The 16,255-nt window shown below is 60.5% G+C and carries 20 protein-coding genes; 11 read left to right on the top strand and 9 right to left on the bottom strand.

Annotation, left to right across the window (positions count from 1 at the left end; genetic code table 11):
- Positions 1 to 6: 6 nt before the first annotated feature.
- From ACNYC6_RS21065 to ACNYC6_RS21055, 3 genes are all read right to left on the bottom strand, one after another.
- Positions 7 to 705, bottom strand: a complete 699-nt coding sequence (locus ACNYC6_RS21065; protein WP_419712993.1) for a segregation and condensation protein A — start codon at positions 703 to 705, stop codon at positions 7 to 9.
- Between the two features lie 120 nt (positions 706 to 825).
- On the bottom strand, positions 826 to 1,455 hold the full coding sequence (locus ACNYC6_RS21060; RefSeq protein ID WP_338582410.1) for an L-threonylcarbamoyladenylate synthase: 630 nt from the start codon (positions 1,453 to 1,455) through the stop codon (positions 826 to 828).
- Between the two features lie 13 nt (positions 1,456 to 1,468).
- Positions 1,469 to 2,332, bottom strand: coding sequence for a PHP domain-containing protein (locus ACNYC6_RS21055; protein WP_419708987.1), 864 nt, complete (start codon positions 2,330 to 2,332; stop codon positions 1,469 to 1,471).
- An 87-nt stretch (positions 2,333 to 2,419) separates the two neighbouring features.
- Between ACNYC6_RS21055 and ACNYC6_RS21050 the strand changes: the two genes are divergently transcribed.
- The 6 genes from ACNYC6_RS21050 to ACNYC6_RS21025 all read left to right on the top strand — a co-directional run bounded on the left by ACNYC6_RS21050 (position 2,420) and on the right by ACNYC6_RS21025 (position 6,629).
- Complete coding sequence (locus ACNYC6_RS21050; RefSeq protein ID WP_419708986.1) at positions 2,420 to 3,016, top strand: septation protein A; 597 nt, start codon at positions 2,420 to 2,422, stop codon at positions 3,014 to 3,016.
- 1 nt (position 3,017) lies between these two features.
- Positions 3,018 to 3,317, top strand: coding sequence for a YciI family protein (locus ACNYC6_RS21045; RefSeq protein ID WP_007984134.1), 300 nt, complete (start codon positions 3,018 to 3,020; stop codon positions 3,315 to 3,317).
- A gap of 109 nt (positions 3,318 to 3,426) precedes the next feature.
- A complete protein-coding gene (locus ACNYC6_RS21040) occupies positions 3,427 to 3,840 on the top strand; it encodes a translation initiation factor 2 (RefSeq protein ID WP_419708985.1) in 414 nt (137 codons plus the stop codon).
- 7 nt (positions 3,841 to 3,847) lie between these two features.
- Positions 3,848 to 4,525: a response regulator transcription factor gene (locus tag ACNYC6_RS21035; protein WP_027922300.1), complete on the top strand. Its 678-nt coding sequence runs from the start codon at positions 3,848 to 3,850 to the stop codon at positions 4,523 to 4,525.
- Between the two features lie 150 nt (positions 4,526 to 4,675).
- Complete coding sequence (locus ACNYC6_RS21030) at positions 4,676 to 5,125, top strand: LTXXQ domain protein (protein ID WP_419708984.1); 450 nt, start codon at positions 4,676 to 4,678, stop codon at positions 5,123 to 5,125.
- Between the two features lie 160 nt (positions 5,126 to 5,285).
- Positions 5,286 to 6,629 carry a sensor histidine kinase gene (locus tag ACNYC6_RS21025; protein ID WP_419708983.1) on the top strand — a complete coding sequence of 448 codons (1,344 nt, stop codon included), beginning with the start codon at positions 5,286 to 5,288 and terminating at the stop codon, positions 6,627 to 6,629.
- A 25-nt stretch (positions 6,630 to 6,654) separates the two neighbouring features.
- Here ACNYC6_RS21025 and ACNYC6_RS21020 read toward each other — a convergent pair whose 3' ends face one another.
- Positions 6,655 to 7,221: an NAD(P)H nitroreductase gene (locus ACNYC6_RS21020; RefSeq protein ID WP_419708982.1), complete on the bottom strand. Its 567-nt coding sequence runs from the start codon at positions 7,219 to 7,221 to the stop codon at positions 6,655 to 6,657.
- Between the two features lie 122 nt (positions 7,222 to 7,343).
- On the opposite strand from ACNYC6_RS21020, the gene ACNYC6_RS21015 reads away from it, so the two are divergent.
- On the top strand, positions 7,344 to 8,798 hold the full coding sequence (locus ACNYC6_RS21015; protein ID WP_419708981.1) for a TrkH family potassium uptake protein: 1,455 nt from the start codon (positions 7,344 to 7,346) through the stop codon (positions 8,796 to 8,798).
- Here ACNYC6_RS21015 and ACNYC6_RS21010 read toward each other — a convergent pair.
- Positions 8,755 to 9,816, bottom strand: coding sequence for an AraC family transcriptional regulator (locus ACNYC6_RS21010; protein ID WP_419708980.1), 1,062 nt, complete (start codon positions 9,814 to 9,816; stop codon positions 8,755 to 8,757). The genes ACNYC6_RS21015 and ACNYC6_RS21010 overlap by 44 nt on opposite strands.
- Before the next feature lie 160 nt (positions 9,817 to 9,976).
- Here ACNYC6_RS21010 and ACNYC6_RS21005 point away from each other — a divergent pair, with 160 nt between their 5' ends.
- Positions 9,977 to 10,288: an Mpo1-like protein gene (locus ACNYC6_RS21005; protein ID WP_419708979.1), complete on the top strand. Its 312-nt coding sequence runs from the start codon at positions 9,977 to 9,979 to the stop codon at positions 10,286 to 10,288.
- Between the two features lie 18 nt (positions 10,289 to 10,306).
- Entirely contained in the window at positions 10,307 to 10,897 is a 591-nt protein-coding gene (locus tag ACNYC6_RS21000) for an HD domain-containing protein (RefSeq protein WP_419708978.1), read from the top strand.
- Between the two features lie 17 nt (positions 10,898 to 10,914).
- Here ACNYC6_RS21000 and ACNYC6_RS20995 read toward each other — a convergent pair whose 3' ends face one another.
- Positions 10,915 to 11,730: a UDP-2,3-diacylglucosamine diphosphatase gene (locus tag ACNYC6_RS20995; protein WP_248692372.1), complete on the bottom strand. Its 816-nt coding sequence runs from the start codon at positions 11,728 to 11,730 to the stop codon at positions 10,915 to 10,917.
- Positions 11,731 to 11,865: 135 nt separating this feature from the next.
- Between ACNYC6_RS20995 and ACNYC6_RS20990 the strand changes: the two genes are divergently transcribed.
- Together ACNYC6_RS20990 and ACNYC6_RS20985 are read left to right on the top strand one after the other, a co-directional pair.
- Entirely contained in the window at positions 11,866 to 12,624 is a 759-nt protein-coding gene (locus ACNYC6_RS20990) for an AraC family transcriptional regulator (protein ID WP_419708977.1), read from the top strand.
- 76 nt (positions 12,625 to 12,700) lie between these two features.
- Positions 12,701 to 13,594: a DMT family transporter gene (locus ACNYC6_RS20985; RefSeq protein WP_419708976.1), complete on the top strand. Its 894-nt coding sequence runs from the start codon at positions 12,701 to 12,703 to the stop codon at positions 13,592 to 13,594.
- Here ACNYC6_RS20985 and ACNYC6_RS20980 read toward each other — a convergent pair.
- From ACNYC6_RS20980 to ACNYC6_RS20970, 3 genes are all read right to left on the bottom strand, one after another.
- Positions 13,588 to 13,875 carry a SelT/SelW/SelH family protein gene (locus tag ACNYC6_RS20980; RefSeq protein WP_084320512.1) on the bottom strand — a complete coding sequence of 96 codons (288 nt, stop codon included), beginning with the start codon at positions 13,873 to 13,875 and terminating at the stop codon, positions 13,588 to 13,590. The two genes, ACNYC6_RS20985 and ACNYC6_RS20980, sit on opposite strands and share 7 nt — an antisense overlap.
- A 47-nt stretch (positions 13,876 to 13,922) precedes the next feature.
- A complete protein-coding gene (locus ACNYC6_RS20975) occupies positions 13,923 to 15,578 on the bottom strand; it encodes a FimV/HubP family polar landmark protein (RefSeq protein ID WP_419708975.1) in 1,656 nt (551 codons plus the stop codon).
- A 127-nt stretch (positions 15,579 to 15,705) separates the two neighbouring features.
- Complete coding sequence (locus ACNYC6_RS20970) at positions 15,706 to 16,140, bottom strand: MarR family transcriptional regulator (protein ID WP_338582426.1); 435 nt, start codon at positions 16,138 to 16,140, stop codon at positions 15,706 to 15,708.
- Between the last annotated feature and the right edge of the window lie 115 nt (positions 16,141 to 16,255).

Genomic DNA, 16,255 nt, shown 5'->3' with positions numbered 1-16,255 from the left:
GACTCGTTATTCGGCTCGGGCTCGCACATGGATCGCGGCGAACGGCTCATTCTGCACCAGCTCGACCAAAGATTCCTTCACCAGTTCAAGGATCGCCATAAAGGTCACGACGACCCCCAACTTCCCCTCTTCCGCGGTGAACAGCTCGACAAACGGCACGAAACCGCCGCCCTTGAGACGTTCGAGCACATCGCTCATGCGTTCGCGGGTGGACAGCGCCTCGCGGCTGACCTGGTGACTTTCGAACATGTCGCCACGGCGCAGCACCTCGGCCATGGACAGCAGCAACTCCGACAGACGCACGTCCGGCAACAACTTGCGCGCTCGGGCCTCCGGAGCATCGAGCTTGGGCACTATTACGTCGCGACCGACACGGCTCAGGCCATCGATGCCTTCTGCCGCAGCCTTGAAGCGTTCGTACTCCTGCAAGCGGCGGATCAGTTCGGCGCGCGGGTCTTCTTCCTCGTCCTCGACGGTTTCGGCCCGGGGCAGCAGCATCCGCGACTTGATCTCGGCGAGCATCGCGGCCATCACCAGGTACTCGGCGGCGAGTTCCAGGCGCACAGACTGCATCAACTCGACATAACCCATGTACTGGCGGGTGATTTCCGCCACCGGGATGTCGAGGATGTTGATGTTCTGTTTGCGGATCAGGTACAGCAGCAAGTCGAGCGGGCCTTCGAAAGCTTCGAGAAAGACTTCCAGTGCATCCGGCGGGATGTACAGGTCCAGCGGCATTTCCATGACCGCCTGGCCATAGACCATGGCGAAGGGCAGCTCTTGTTGGGCTCCGGCCTGACTGTCGACGGGTTCTACTGCAGACATCTAGGCCTCGGCCATGAACGGCGCAGGATCGCCGCAACCGACGCGGATCACTTCCGGTTCGCCATCGGCGAGGCTGATCACGGTGGACGCCTTGATCCCGCCGAAACCGCCGTCGATGATCAGGTCGACCTGATGCTCCAGCAACTGACGCATTTCATAGGGATCAAACATCGGGTCGGTTTCACCGGGCATGATCAGGCTCACGCTCATCAGCGGCTCGCCGAGTTGATCCAGCAATGCCAGGGCGATTGGATGGCTCGGCACCCGAAGGCCGATGGTGCGTTTTTTCGGGTGCAACAACAGCCGCGGAACTTCGCGGGTGGCGTTGAGAATGAAGGTATACGGCCCCGGCAGATGGGCCTTGAGAATGCGGAAGGTGCCGGTGTCGATCTTGGCGAACAGGCCCAGTTGCGACAGGTCGCTGCAAATCAGCGCGAAGTTGTGCTTGTCGTCCAGCCCGCGCAATCGGCGCACCCGTTCCACGGCGACCTTGTCACCGATCTGGCAACCGATTGCGTAGGAGGAGTCCGTGGGATAAATCACCACCCCGCCGCTACGGATGATCTCGACAGCCTGTTTGATCAGGCGCGGTTGCGGGTTTTCCGGATGAATCTGGAAAAATTGACTCACGTTCTCTACCTGTTCAGACGGCGGCAATAACTGTGTCATGTTTGAACCGACACCACAGGGGTGGCAGATCCTCCGGTAGCGGGCGGTACTCACCGATTTCCGACCACCCGCCTGGGCCATGGAAATCACTGCCGGCGCTGACCAGCAGACCGAACTCGCGGGCCAGAATGGCCAGGCTGCCCACTTGATCGGCAGGCTGATAACCATTGACCACTTCGATCGCGTGCCCCCCCGCTTGAATATAGTCGGCAATCAGGCGGCGACGCTTGCTGCGAGTAAATTCGTAATGCCAGGGATGGGCCAGACTGACCCAGGCCTTGGCGGCGCGCAGGGTTTCGACGGTGTCTTCCAGGGTCGGCCAGTGCTGCTTGACGTCCCCGAGCTTACCGGCGCCCAGCCATTTGCGAAACGCTTCGGCGCGATCCTTGACGATACCTTCACGGACCATCCAGTCAGCGAAATGCGGTCGGGCCGGTGCGTTGCCGCTGTCGCCCAGTTCCTGCTGGATCTCGCGCGCGCCTTCCAGCGCACCGGGCATGCCCTTCAATGCCAGTTTGCGGCTTATTTCTTCCGACCGAAGCCAGCGGCCATCGTGCAATTTGGCAATCGCCTCGACCAACGGTGCGGCATTGACGTCGAATCCGTAGCCCAACACATGAATGGTCGCGCCGCCCCAGGTACAGGACAACTCGACGCCGTTGACCAGTTGCATCCCCAACGCATTCGCTGCTTCCCGGGCTTCAGCGATGCCTTCGAGGGTATCGTGATCGGTCAAGGCCAGGACTCGCACGCCTTTCTCGAACGCACGCGCAACCAGAACGGCAGGCGCCAGGGCGCCATCGGAGGCCGTGCTATGGCAATGCAAATCAACATTCACAGGGCTTTGTAACCTCAAATCAGCTGGCGCTATCGCGCGCCCATATGTTTGTTATTATGCCGCCACATCCTGCTTCTGGCTGCCACTGTGAAACAATTCATCGATTTCATCCCGCTCCTGCTGTTTTTCATCGTTTTCAAAATCGATCCACGGGTCGTCGACATTGCCGGCCACGAGGTAACTGTAGGCGGTATTTACAGCGCCACCGCGATGCTGATCATCAGTTCGCTGGTGGTCTACGGCACGCTGTTCATCAAACAGCGCAAGCTGGAGAAGAGCCAGTGGCTGACCCTCGTCGCCTGCCTGGTCTTCGGCAGCCTGACCCTGGCCTTCCACAGCGAGACCTTCCTGAAATGGAAAGCCCCGGCGGTCAACTGGCTGTTCGCCCTGGGTTTCATCGGCAGCCACTTCATCGGTGACCGCTTGCTGATCAAGCGCATCATGGGCCACGCGCTGACGCTGCCGGAGCCGGTCTGGACGCGCCTGAACATCGCCTGGATCGTGTTTTTCCTGTTTTGCGGTGCCGCCAACCTGTTCGTCGCGTTCACCTTCCAGAGCTACTGGGTCGACTTCAAGGTCTTCGGCAGCCTGGGCATGACTTTGCTGTTCCTGATCGGCCAGGGCATCTACCTGTCCCGTCACCTGCACGACGCCGATACCACATCGCCAAAAACCGAGGACTGACATGCTTTACGCAATCATTGCCACAGACGTCGCCAACTCCCTGGAAGCCCGCCTGGCCGCACGCCCGGCACACCTTGAGCGCCTGCAAGTGCTCAAAGGCGAAGGTCGCATCGTATTGGCCGGACCGCACCCGGCGGTCGACAGCAATGATCCGGGCGCAGCGGGTTTCACCGGCAGCCTGATCGTCGCCGAATTCGATTCCCTGAGCGCCGCACAGGCCTGGGCCGATGCCGATCCGTACATCGCCGCAGGCGTCTACGCCAACGTTCTGGTCAAGCCATTCAAGCAAGTCCTGCCGTAACGCCCCCCTACGCGATGAACCTTATCGGTTCATCGCGTTCTCAATCGCTCATTATTCTCGTTTGCCGGCCGACAACTTCCCAATACTCGTATTGGAATCAGGAGTCGCGATGCGCAAAGGTCCGTTGTGTCTGTTATTGGTCACGTTGTCGATCATGGCCCCCGCCCACGGCGAAGACAGTGCCGAGGGCGGCAGTTCGACGCCTTTGTCCTTGAGCGCCGGCAGCCAGATCAACGAATTGCAGCAACGCTTGAAGGAAAGCGAGCGGCAACGAGAAGAACTGAACAAACAATTGCAGAGTGCCGATGGCGAACGCGAAAGTGCCCAACTGACCCGGTTGCGCCAGGAGAACCAGCGTTTGAAGCTGCAACTCAAGGAAACCCAGGCCGGCAGCTCGATCCCGCGCTTGCTGACCGACCAGCAACAGTGGTTCGTCATTGGCGCCGGGGTTGCACTACTGGCCCTGCTCTGCGGTATCTTCGCCAGTGGTGCAAGTCGAAAACGTCGACAATGGCTAAATTGAGTGAGTCATGAGCGAGCTGTTACTAATTGATGATGACCAGGAGCTGTGTGAGCTCCTGAGCAGTTGGCTGAGCCAGGAAGGCTTTCAGGTACGTGCCTGTCACGATGGACAGAGCGCTCGTCGCGCACTGGCCGAAACCTCTCCGGCAGCCGTGGTGCTGGATGTGATGCTGCCGGACGGCAGCGGCCTGGAACTGCTCAAGCAGTTGCGCAGCGATCATCCGGATTTGCCGGTGCTGATGCTCTCGGCCCGGGGCGAACCCCTGGACCGCATCCTCGGCCTGGAACTGGGCGCCGACGACTACTTGGCCAAGCCGTGCGATCCACGGGAATTGACAGCCCGCCTGCGCGCCGTGTTGCGGCGCAGCCATCCGGCGGCGGTGTCCAGCCAGCTGGAGCTGGGCGACCTGTGTTTCAGCCCGGTGCGCGGTGTGGTCAGCATTGATGAGCAAGAGTTTACCCTCACCGTTTCCGAAAGCCGTTTGCTCGAAGCCCTGCTCAAGCAACCCGGCGAGCCGCTGGACAAACAGGAACTGGCGCAAATCGCCCTCGGTCGCAAGCTGACCCTGTACGACCGCAGCCTCGACATGCACGTCAGCAACCTGCGCAAAAAAATTGGCCCGCATCCGGATGGCCGCCCGCGCATCGTGGCCCTGCGTAGTCGCGGCTACTACTACAGCCTCTGAATCCTCCTGCAGGAGCTGCCGGTAGGTTTTGTCAGGTCAGCCGAAAATCATCTTTACCCAAGCTTTACGCTCCGCTGACCGCCGCTGACCTTGATCTCCGTAATCTGCACACATCCGGAACGTACCGGGAATGAGACAAGGAGATTCACCATGCGCAAGACTCTTATCGCTCTGATGTTCGCCGCTGCCCTGCCGACCGTTGCCATGGCCATGCCTGAAGGCGCCGGCCCGATGGGTGGCCCAATGGACGGTTCGCGCCATGGCGGTCAGATGCACGGCATGCACGGTAAAGGCCCTTACAGCCAGTTGGACCTGAGCCGCGAACAGCGCGAGCAGATCCGCAAGATTATGGGCGAGCAGATGCACGACCGTAAGCAACTGGTCGACAAATACCTGGAGAAACTCTCCCCGGCCGACCAGAAAGCCATGAAAGATGAAATGGCCGCGAACCACAAAAAAGGCGAGGCGGATGTACGCGCCTTGCTGAAACCGGATCAACAGAAGAAATTCGACGAGATCCAGAAAAAACAGGCTGAGCGTCGCGCCGAATGGGCAGAATTCAAGGCCTGGAAAGCGCAACAGCCGCAAAAAGCGCAATAATGCGCTGACCCTGGACCCAACGGCTGAACGCCGTTGGGTCTGATACCACGCCAATTAAATGTGGGAGCGATCCTGCTCGCGATAGCGTTCTTTCAGTCACAGTTGAATGTGCAGACGCTATCGCGAGCAGGCTCGCTCCTGCAGGTTTTGAGGATTTTCCGTGCGTTCACTGTTCTGGCGTATCCTGGCCAGCTTCTGGCTGGCCATCGCTCTGGTTGCAGGGCTGTCCATATTGCTCGGGCACATGCTCAACCAGGATGCATGGATTCTCAGCCGCCATCCGGGCCTCAACACCCTGGCCGAACAGTGGACGCAAACCTACGAAGCCCAGGGCGAAGCGGACGCCCAGGACCTGCTGGAACAGCGCAAACGCCAATATCACATCGACGTCCAGGTGCTCAACGAGAGCGGTGACCCGGTGGTGCGCGGCACCTTTCCGCGCCGCGCCGCCGCCTTCGAAGCACGGCAGAATAACGACGACCGACGCCTGCCATGGCGACGCCTGACCGACGAATACACCAGCGAAAAAACTGGCGACACCTACCTGTTCATCTACCGGATCCCCCACCCCGAACTCGACGCCTGGCACCGCGAAAGCCTGCTCTGGCCGCTGAGTGCATTGGGCATTGCCTTGGTGGTGCTGACCCTGTTCAGCCTGCTGGTGACCTTCTCCATCACCCGCCCGCTCAGCCGTTTGCGCGGAGCGGTGCATGATCTGGGGCAAACCACGTACCAACAGAACAGCCTGATCAAACTGGCCAACCGGCGCGATGAATTCGGGGTACTGGCCAACGACTTCAACCGCATGGGTTCGCGCCTGCAAAGCCTGATCGGCAGCCAACGCCAGTTGCTGCGAGACGTCTCCCATGAACTGCGCTCTCCGCTTGCCCGACTGCGCATCGCCCTGGCCTTGGCCGAACGGGCCACGCCTGAGGAACGGGATAAACTCTGGCCGCGCCTTACCCGCGAATGCGACCGGCTCGAAGCGCTGATCAGCGAAATCCTGGTGCTGGCACGGGTCGATGCCGACAATGCCAGCGCCGAAGAAGTGGACCTGAACTCGCTGCTCAATACCCTGCAAAAAGATGCGCAATTGGCTTCACCGGATCAACTCGTCCATCTCGAAGCCGAAGCACAACTGAGCCTCAAGGGCTGGCCGACCATGATCGAACGCGCCGTGGACAACCTGTTGCGCAATGCCCAACGCTTCAATCCGGTCGGCGGTTTGCCGATTGAAATGCAGGCGTTACGTAATGGCGAACGGATCGTGGTGAGCGTGCGTGATCATGGCCCTGGGGTCGAAGCTGAACATTTGAACCAGCTCGGTGAGCCGTTCTACCGTGCGCCTGGGCAGACAGCGGCCGGGCATGGCCTGGGTCTGGCGATTGCCCGGCGAGCGGCGGAGCGACATGGCGGGCATCTGGTACTGGCCAATCACCCTGAGGGCGGGTTTATTGCCAGCCTGGAATTGCCTTTGGTGCCGGGGGCTGTCGTTTCGCCGTAAAAATGCGGCTGCGATCTATTGATCTTCAGGCTTTACCGGGCCAGGCGCTGACGAACTCTGCCAGATCGACTTTCTCCGCCACACGCGGTTCCTTCTGCGGCGTGCCGAGGTACAGGAAGGCAATCACCTCTTCGCCTTCCGCCAACCCCAACCCCTTGGCCACGTGCGGCGAATAAGCCAGATCCCCGGTGCGCCACACCGCGCCAATGCCTTGCGCATAGGCCGCCAGCAAAATCCCGTGGGCTGCACAACCTGCCGCCAGCAATTGCTCGGACTTCGGATATTTGATGTGGTCCTGCACTTTAGCGATCACCACCACCACCAACGGCGCCCGCAGCGGTCCGTTACGCGCCTTGTCGATGGCCGCTTCGGTGACTTCGCTGTCCTGCTGCTTCGCCGCTTCGGCCAGCAACTCGCCCATTTGCTCACGCGCCTCGCCTTCGACGGTGAGGAACCGCCAAGGTTGCAAGTGACCGTGATCCGGTGCGCGCATGGCAGCGGCAAACAGCACTTCGCGCTGTGCCTGGGACGGTGCCGGCTCGATCAGGCGCGGGACGGAAACACGGTTGAGCAAAACGTCGAGAGCCTGCATCGGCCACCTCCAGAAAAATTTGTGCGGCTATTCTAGCTGTAACCGCGAAGGCAGTGCCGGTTTACATGCCCTGCCCCACAGGTAGAATGGCGCCCTTCCCTATTTCAGCCCGAGCGGACTTCATGGCGTTGCCGACCTTACGTCTCATTGGTTTCATCATCGGCATCTTCCTGATCACCCTGGCCATCGCCATGGTCGTCCCAATGGGCACGCTGGTGATCTTCGAACGCACCGGTGACCTGCCGTCGTTCCTCTGGGCCAGCATGATCACCTTTGTCGCCGGCCTGGCCCTGGTGATTCCCGGGCGCCCCGAGCATGTCCACCTGCGACCGCGAGACATGTACCTGCTGACCGTCAGCAGTTGGCTGGTGGTGTGTATCTTCGCCGCGCTGCCGTTTTTGTTGACCCAGCACATCAGCTATACCGACTCGTTCTTCGAAAGCATGTCCGGCATTACGGCCACCGGTTCGACCGTGCTCAACCATCTGGACGAAATGTCCCCGGGCATCTTGATGTGGCGTTCGCTGCTGCACTGGATCGGCGGCATCGGGTTTATCGGCATGGCGGTCGCGATTCTGCCGCTGCTGCGTATCGGTGGCATGCGACTGTTCCAGACCGAATCCTCGGACCGTTCGGAAAAAGTCATGCCCCGCTCGCATATGGTGGCGCGCCTGATCGTGGCGGCTTACGTCGGCATTACCATTCTCGGCAGCCTGGCGTTCTGGTGGGCCGGGATGAGTCCGTTCGATGCGATCAACCATGCGATGTCGGCAATCTCCACCGGCGGTTTCTCGACCTCGGACCAGTCACTGGCCAAGTGGACGCAACCGGCGGTGCACTGGGTGGCGATCGTCATCATGATTCTCGGCAGCCTGCCGTTCACCCTGTACGTGGCAACCCTGCGCGGCAACCGCCGGGCGCTGATCAAGGATCAACAGGTGCAAGGCTTGCTGGGCATGTTGCTGGTCACCTGGCTGGTACTCGGCACCTGGTACTGGTGGACCACCAAGCTGCACTGGCTGGAAGCGTTGCGGCATGTGGCGCTGAACGTGACATCGGTGGTCACCACCACCGGGTTCGCGCTGGGGGACTACAGCCTGTGGGGCAATTTCTCGCTGATGCTGTTCTTTTATCTGGGCTTCGTTGGCGGTTGTTCCGGCTCGACTGCTGGCGGGATCAAGATTTTCCGCTTCCAGGTGGCCTACATCCTGCTCAAGGCCAACCTTAACCAACTGATTCACCCGCGCGCGGTGATCAAGCAGAAGTACAACGGTCACCGTCTCGACGAAGAGATCGTGCGTTCGATTCTGACTTTCTCGTTCTTCTTCGCCATCACCATTTGTGTGATCGCGCTGTTGCTGTCGCTGCTCGGCGTGGACTGGATGACCGCCCTCACCGGCGCGGCGAGCACCGTGTCCGGCGTCGGTCCGGGGCTGGGGGAAACCATTGGCCCGGCAGGCAACTTCGCCACCCTGCCGGACGCCGCCAAGTGGATTCTCTCGTTCGGCATGCTGTTGGGCCGACTGGAAATCATCACCGTGTTTGTGCTGTGTATTCCGGCATTTTGGCGTCATTGACCGCCGCAGGCATTTGCAGCAACCGCGCCCGGTATTCACCGGGCGTGGTATCGAACCACCGGCGGAAGGCGCGGAAGAAGTTACTCGGATCGGCAAATCCCAGCAGGTAGGCGATTTCCAGCAGGGTCATGGTCGGTTGCGCCAGATATTGCTCGGCCAGCTCGCGTCGGGTGTCATCGAGCAACGTCTGGAAACTCGTGCCCTCTTCCTGCAACCGTCGCTGCAAGGTGCGTTGCGACAGGTGCAGCGTTTGCGCCACCGTATCGCGCTTCGGTTCACCTTGAGGCAACAGGCGACACAGCACCTGCCGCGCCTTGTGGGTCACACGGCTCTCGGAAAATCGCGCCAGGTATTCACCGGCAAACCGGTCATGCAGCAGCGCCATCGCCTCGTTGGCGGTCGGCAGCGGGGCTTCCATGTCGGCGCGCTCGAATATCAACGCATCGTAAGGCGCGTTGAACACCAGCGGCGCATGGAAGGCTTGTTTGTAGGGTTCGAGATTGACCGGTTGATCGCCCTGCACCAGCACCTTGCGCGGATGCAGCGTGCGCCCGGTCAGCCAGCCACACAGCGCCAGGGCGCAGGCCAGCGAGGCCTCGGCGCTTTGCCGGGTCGGCGGCAAGTGATCGCCGTGCACCGTCAGGATCAGTGCGTAGCCTTCATCCAGCAGGCGAAAACTCAGGTCGGCACTTTCGGCAATGATGCGCTGAAAACGCACCAGGCGCTGAAAGCCTTCGGCCAGGGTCTGGCTGGACATCAAGGCATAGCCCGCGACGTGAAATTGCGCAGGTCGCACCACTTTGCCCATGTTCAGGCCAATCGCCGGGTTGCCGGACAGCTCGACCGCGCGTTGCCACAGTCGTGTCATGGAATCTTGCGGGAAGCGTGCATCCGGATCATCCAGTGCCGCGTAGTCGAGCCCTAGCTGTTTGAACAGAACCCGGCAATCCAGGCCGTCCATTTCCAGTGCTTTGACAATCCCCATCGCCCAGCTTGCAGAAGTCGTTCGTTCGCTCATGTCGGGTTCTTGCATGAAGAGCCGTATTTCACGGCCGATTTGCGAAGGATACTAAAGTGGCGCCGATTGTCACTGGCTGCCGCCATTGATCACTCTAGACTCAAATAAGCTACCCGCAGAACAACTTGCAGTCAGAACAATAACCACAGAGATCGCTGTCGTGGAAAACATCAAGCGTTTCAATAGCTTCGCTGAGTTTTACCCGTATTACCTCAGCGAACACAGCAACAGCAGCTGCCGACGACTGCACTTCATCGGCACCACGCTGGTCATTTTCATCCTGGCACTGACCATCGGTCGGGGCGCCTGGATGCTGCTGTGGGCCTTGCCGCTGGCGGGTTACAGCTTCGCCTGGGTTGGCCATTTCTTCTTCGAGAAGAATCGTCCTGCGACGTTCCAACATCCTTTCTACAGCCTGCTTGGCGATTTCGTCATGTATCGCGACATGATTCTGGGGCGCGTGCCGTTCTAGATCACAAGAGGATTGCCGATGAATGCCAATGCTCGTTTCACCCACATGAAGGACGGCACACAGGAAGACTGGGCGATCATCGCCGCGGATTTCAGTGCCTACGCCCGTCAGTTGCCGACACGGATCGCGGCGCACCTGAAGTTGCTGGAGGGTGATTTCGGCGGTTTTCCGGTAGATCGCCTGACCCATTCCCTGCAAACCGCCACCCGCGCCTGGCGCGACGGTCGCGATGAAGAGTACGTGGTCTGCGCCCTGCTCCACGACATCGGCGACACCTTGGGTTCCTACAATCACCCGGATATCGCGGCGGCGATCCTCAAGCCGTTCGTCAGCGTCGAAAATCTGTGGATGGTGGAGAAACACGGGATTTTCCAGGGCTACTACTTCTTCCATCACCTGGGCATGGACCGGCACCTGCGCGAGCAATACAAGGAACATCCGCAGTACCAGGCGACCATCGAGTTCTGTGCCAAGTACGATGCAGCGGCGTTTGATCCGGCGTATGACACGCTGCCGCTGAGCTTCTTCGAGCCGATGATGGAACGGTTGTTTGCGCAGCCCAAGAATTCAATTTACAAGGCGGCGATGCAAGAGCATTCGCCGGCCTGAGATCTTTTGACGCTTCTTCAAGCCAGCTCTGCCACCTTCGCCGCCTTCAACTGCGCCGCCCGCGCCTGTGCATCGGCCAGGCGATACAACTCGATCGTGCCATCCCAATGCTCGATCAGCGCCGTGCACGACTCCACCCAATCACCGCAATTGAGGTAGTCCACCTCACCCACCTTGCGAATCTCGGCATGGTGGATGTGCCCGCACACCACCCCATGCAACTCACGCTTGACGCACTCGTGGGCGATGGCTTCTTCGAAGTCACTGATGAAGCTGACCGCGGTTTTCACCTTGTGCTTGAGGTAGGCCGACAGCGACCAATAACCATAGCCATAACGAGCGCGCCAATGGTTGAGCCAGCGGTTGAGGGTCAGGGTGAACTCGTAGGCCGAGTCGCCAAGAAACGCCAGCCAGCGGTGGTAGCGGGTAATCACGTCGAACTGGTCGCCGTGGATCACCAGCAGGTGCCGGCCATCAGCGGTGACGTGCACGGCTTCGTCCACCAACTGGATGTTGCCCAGAATCAACTTCGAATAGCGGCGCAGGAATTCGTCGTGGTTGCCAGTGACGTAGATCACCTCGGTGCCGCGCTTGCTCATGGTCAGCAGGCGCCGGATCACATTGGTGTGCGCCTGCGGCCAGTACATGCCGCCGCGCAGTTTCCAGCCGTCGATGATGTCGCCGACCAGATAGATCTTGTCCGCGTGATAACCCTTGAGAAACTGCGACAAGTGCTCGGCCTGACAATCGCGGGTGCCAAGATGCACGTCGGAAATCCACAGGGTCCGCACTCGTTGTTTACGGCTGGGTTTGGCGAGCTCGGCGCTGGTCATGGGCAACCCTCAGGACAAGTTTTGGCAAGCTTGCGCCGGTCGGGTTAATGGCCCATGACAGCGGCAAGTCAGTCCTGTGACAACGTGTGCAGGCCGGGTCGGTGTAGACTGACGCCCAGAACCGGGAGACCCGCGATGAGACCGATCCTCACCCTGCGCCAATACACCGAAGACCTGATCGTCCACAGCCACGAACACGCGCAACTGGTGTTCGGGCTGTCGGGTGCGCTGGATTTCGAGGTCGACGGGCGTGGCAGCCAGGTGGTTCAGCAAAGTTTCGTGGTCATTCCGTCTGGGTTTCATCACGCCTGCGGCAGTCCCAATGGCAGCCGTTGCCTGGTGCTGGACGTGCCCGGCGATCAATGGATTGTCCAGTCCCTGGGCGAGCATGCCGATGCCAGTCGGCGCTTGCTCGACAATGCGGGTCGTTTGTCACTGGATGCCGGGCAAAGCCAATTGGTCGATTGGCTGGCCAACAGCAAGGTCGATGACCCGCTGATTGCCCAACAAGGCGCGGTGCTGCTGCTGGCCAGTCTCAACAACGCCACGCCCGACGTTGTTGGCGGCCGGCGCCTGCCCTATGCAGCGCTGAATGCGCACATCGACCAGTACGCCGCCTACCCGCTGCAAGTCGCCGACCTGGCCCGCGTGGCCGGCCTATCCAGCGCACGCCTGCATGCACGCTTTGTCTCCGAATGCGGTCAGACGCCGATGGATTACATTCGCAGTCGCCGCCTGCACAAGGCCGTCGCACTGCTGCGAAATTCGCAACTGCCCATCGGCGAGATTGCCTGTCAGGTCGGCTACAGCTCCCAGAGTGCCTTTGCTGCTGCGGTACTGCGCGAGTTCGGCGCATCACCCGGCAAGCTGCGGCGCGAGGCTGGCGACAAATAACGCGAGTCTGGCGACAGACACAACGCCGGCGGGCGCGGTTAAATGACCGCGTCCACTACGTTTACCAAGGATTGCCATGACTCCCCGCACCGCCCTTGGCGCCCTGCATATCGGCGCACTGATGTTCGGCCTGACCGGTGTGTTCGGCAAACTCGCCGCCGCGTCACCGGCGATCATCGTGTTCGGCCGGGCGATGTTCGCGGTGTTGGCGCTGGCGTTCTTTGCACGCTTCGCCAGCAATACCCGCTGGCAAAAACTCGCAGCCGTGGATGTCCGCCGACTGTTGCTCAGCGGCCTGTTGTTGGCCGGGCACTGGGTGAGTTTCTTCATTTCCGTGAAGGTCGCCGGCGTGGCCATCGCGACGCTGGGCTTCGCCAGTTTTCCGGCCTTCACCGTGATCCTCGAAGGGCTGATTTTCCGCGAGCGCATTCGCGCCAATGAAGTCCTGCTGGTGGTGCTGGTCAGCGTCGGGCTGGTGCTGGTCACGCCTGAGTTCGATCTGGCCAGCGGTGCCACCACCGGCCTGCTGTGGTCGGTGCTTTCCGGCTTACTGTTCTCCCTGTTGTCGCTGACCAATCGCGCAAGTTCCGCACGCATCCCGCCGGTACAGGCCGCGCTGTGTCAGAACGTCGTGGTCGCATTGTGCCTGCTGCCGGCGGCGGCACCGCACTTGAGTGAAGTGCGTGCCATCGACTGGTTGTGGATCGCCCTGCTCGGGGTGTTCTGCACCGGGGTCGCCCACAGTTTGTTCGTCGCCAGCCTTGCAGTGATCAAGGCGAGAACCGCCGCCGTGGTCTTCGCCCTGGAGCCGGTTTACGGCATCACCATGGCCTGGTTGCTGTTCAATGAGAACCCGACCCTGCGCATGCTGCTCGGCGGTGCGTTGATCATCGTCGCGATCGTGGTGTCCAGCCGGCTCGCTGGCAGTTCAAGCAAGAAAGCCGTGGCGGCGGAAGCGGCGTCTCACTGAGTGCGATCGTTGTGCCCCAGGTCGCGGTCCGGATCGATCTGGTCGCGAACGCGCTGCTTGAGCACTTTCGCCTCGGGGAAGCCGCCGTCGGCCTTGCGTTCCCAGATCTGCACGTCGTCGCAGAAAATGTGAAAGACCCCGCCGGTGCCGGGCACCAGGGACACTTTGCCAAGGTCGTCGCCAAATGTACTGAGCAGCTCCTGGGCCAACCAGGCTGCACGCAACAGCCACTGGCACTGGGTGCAATAGGTGATGACGATTTCCGGTTTATGGGCGGTCATGGGTGACGGGGTTCCTGAGGGAGAGTGAGCGATCTCGATACCCAAGGTTATCGTATTCCGGCCAGTAAACTTCGGGCGGTCTGCTTCAGCGGCTCATCGGCGTCCTTGAGCAGCTCGTTGAGCAGTTCGATGGCGCTGTCGAGGTCACCGTCATCGATGCAGGTCTGGGCCTGTTCCAGTTTGCCTGCGTTACCCGGCCCGGTCGATTCCAGGTTCAGTGGCACAAGTTCGAACGACTGATCCGGCTCGCTGAATGCCTCAAGAAAGCTGTCGTCCAGGGATTGGGCAACCGGCTCGATTTCCCAGTCTATCTCCGGCTCGGGCAGCATTGGCACGCTCGATGGCTTGCCAGAAGAGGAAGTGGTTTCCATCGGGTCCAGGTCCCAATTCGTGTCCATCGACAGGTCATCCAGATTCAACTGGAATTCGTCCTTGGGCATCGGCTCCGGCATCACAGCCATCGGTCCCAGTTTTGGATGATGCGCACGTATCTCCTGAAGTTTCTGCCCGTCGAACCCGGCATTGCGCAGGCTGGCTTCCTGCACCGCGTATGCAGCTGCATCACCTTGTTTACCGAGAACATCCAGCAATTGCACAGCAACATCGATGCGCTGCGGGTCTTTGATCATCGCCTCTCGCAACAGGACGCTTGCCTCGCCATAGCGGCCGTACGTCAGGTAAATCGCGACCGCTTCAAGCACATCATTCGCGGGTGTTTCTTCGTGGTGTGTATGTGTGGGTTGCAGTGCGCCAGCTTGTACCGCAGGTTTTGACGTGTGATCGGGTAAGGGTTCATGCCGGGGAGACGGATCGGTGGTCGAGACGAACGTTGCCTGATCTTGCTGTCGTTGCCGACGAACCCACACCGCCAGAATCACCAACGCGAGCAGCCCCGGTAAGCCGCCGATCAACAGCCAGTTTGTCCCGGGCTCTTCGACAACCACAGGCGCAGGAGCCTCAACAACAGGTGCAACGGGCTCCGGCGGCACGTGCCTGACCTCGGCCAATCGGGCTTGCAATTCGGTCAGCTGTTTTTTCTCAGCGGCGATCTGCTCGTCCTGAGCCTGAAGTTTCGCGCTGAGTTCATTGATGGTGGCCTGCAATTGCTGGTTCTGCAGGACGCTCGCGGCCAGCTGCTCTGCGAGAGGATCCGCCACGGGTGCAGCGACAGGTTTTGGCAGCGGTTCCTTAGGAGCAGACTTTGGCGCGACGGCGGGCGGGACACTCGGAAAGGCCGAAGATGGACGGCTGGCCACCGGTTCATCCGTGGCGGGCTCAATGCCCGGCGTCCCCGGCGGATCGATCAACACCGTGTACTCGCGCAGCACGCGGCCGTTGGGCTGATTGAGTTGCACGAGGAAATTCAGGAACGGTTCATTGACCGGTTTGTTGGACGTGACCTGGATCAGGCTGCGGTTGCCCCGCAAGACAGGTGTGAACTTGAGATCGTTGAGGAAGAGCACCCGCTCGACACCCGCACGATTGAACTCATCCGCCGTCGCCAGCTTGGCCGACAGCTCGCCCTCTTCCAGACCGGCGGCGTCCACCATAGCGATGTCTGCACGTAGCGGCTGATTCAGCGCTGAGTGCAGGGTGATCTCACCCAGGCCCAACGCCGGCGCCAGGGCCGACCAGGTGACAGCAGCAGCGACCAGCAACCACCGAAAACAACACCGCACAACGACTCGCCGACTTTCAAGCATGAGCATCCCTTAGGTAACCAGAACCAACCTGCACGTGTTCGCACATCCGGTACGAACACGATATTGCGCAGTAGTTCTTATAGTCGGCTCAACGCGGCATCTCAAAAACCTGGCGTGGGGTTATGCCTCAAGATTTTTCAAGGTTGCCCAGGATGTGCCCATGAACCCGCATGCAGACCCGCAAATCCGCCTCATCGACGCCTTCGAACAGTTCGTGGCGCAGTTGAGTGGCAATGGTTTCAATTTGCTCGATCAGGGGAAGCGCCGGGGCGCAGAGGACGATTTTCTTCGCCCGACGGTCCTCCAGCACCGCTTGGCGTTGTACCAGGCCCTGGCTTTCCAGGCTGTCGAGCAAGCGCGCCAGGGTCGGACCCTCGACGCCAACACTCTGCGCCAATTCACGCTGGGTCGGGGCCTCTTCGAAACGCGCAAGATGCAGCAGCACAAGCCAGCGGGCCTGGGACAGTCCGAGGCCAGCCAGTCGGCGATCCAGTTCGGCGCGCCAGCCGCGCGACATCTGGGCCAATTGCATGCCAAAGCGGTGTTGATCGGTTAACGGCATAAAACACTCATGATTAGACTGAAATAGTGAAAACTAATTATTAGTCAGCTAAGCATGAGCCTCGACTGGAGGCAAGGACTGTTCTTTACTGAATCGTTACATCAGTGAGCGCTAT

Origin of the sequence: Pseudomonas sp. NFX224, assembly GCF_048565165.1 — a bacterium.
Classification (GTDB): domain Bacteria; phylum Pseudomonadota; class Gammaproteobacteria; order Pseudomonadales; family Pseudomonadaceae; genus Aquipseudomonas.
The sequence above is the reverse complement of the archived record's forward strand: the minus strand, read 5'-3'. Positions and strand labels throughout refer to the sequence as shown.

What these genes read in the sequence shown, in the direction of transcription:
- ACNYC6_RS21020 (WP_419708982.1), bottom strand. Translation starts at nt 7,221, where the DNA reads ATGCAGGCTCTCGACGTTTTGCTCAACCGTGTTTCCGTCCCGCGCCTG.
- ACNYC6_RS21000 (WP_419708978.1), top strand. Translation starts at nt 10,307, where the DNA reads ATGAATGCCAATGCTCGTTTCACCCACATGAAGGACGGCACACAGGAA.
- ACNYC6_RS20995 (WP_248692372.1), bottom strand. Translation starts at nt 11,730, where the DNA reads ATGACCAGCGCCGAGCTCGCCAAACCCAGCCGTAAACAACGAGTGCGG.
- ACNYC6_RS21035 (WP_027922300.1), top strand. Translation starts at nt 3,848, where the DNA reads ATGAGCGAGCTGTTACTAATTGATGATGACCAGGAGCTGTGTGAGCTC.
- ACNYC6_RS20975 (WP_419708975.1), bottom strand. Translation starts at nt 15,578, where the DNA reads ATGCTTGAAAGTCGGCGAGTCGTTGTGCGGTGTTGTTTTCGGTGGTTG.
- ACNYC6_RS21030 (WP_419708984.1), top strand. Translation starts at nt 4,676, where the DNA reads ATGCGCAAGACTCTTATCGCTCTGATGTTCGCCGCTGCCCTGCCGACC.
- ACNYC6_RS20990 (WP_419708977.1), top strand. Translation starts at nt 11,866, where the DNA reads ATGAGACCGATCCTCACCCTGCGCCAATACACCGAAGACCTGATCGTC.
- ACNYC6_RS21010 (WP_419708980.1), bottom strand. Translation starts at nt 9,816, where the DNA reads ATGAGCGAACGAACGACTTCTGCAAGCTGGGCGATGGGGATTGTCAAA.
- ACNYC6_RS21040 (WP_419708985.1), top strand. Translation starts at nt 3,427, where the DNA reads ATGCGCAAAGGTCCGTTGTGTCTGTTATTGGTCACGTTGTCGATCATG.
- ACNYC6_RS21015 (WP_419708981.1), top strand. Translation starts at nt 7,344, where the DNA reads ATGGCGTTGCCGACCTTACGTCTCATTGGTTTCATCATCGGCATCTTC.
- ACNYC6_RS20985 (WP_419708976.1), top strand. Translation starts at nt 12,701, where the DNA reads ATGACTCCCCGCACCGCCCTTGGCGCCCTGCATATCGGCGCACTGATG.
- ACNYC6_RS20970 (WP_338582426.1), bottom strand. Translation starts at nt 16,140, where the DNA reads ATGCCGTTAACCGATCAACACCGCTTTGGCATGCAATTGGCCCAGATG.
- ACNYC6_RS21045 (WP_007984134.1), top strand. Translation starts at nt 3,018, where the DNA reads ATGCTTTACGCAATCATTGCCACAGACGTCGCCAACTCCCTGGAAGCC.
- ACNYC6_RS20980 (WP_084320512.1), bottom strand. Translation starts at nt 13,875, where the DNA reads ATGACCGCCCATAAACCGGAAATCGTCATCACCTATTGCACCCAGTGC.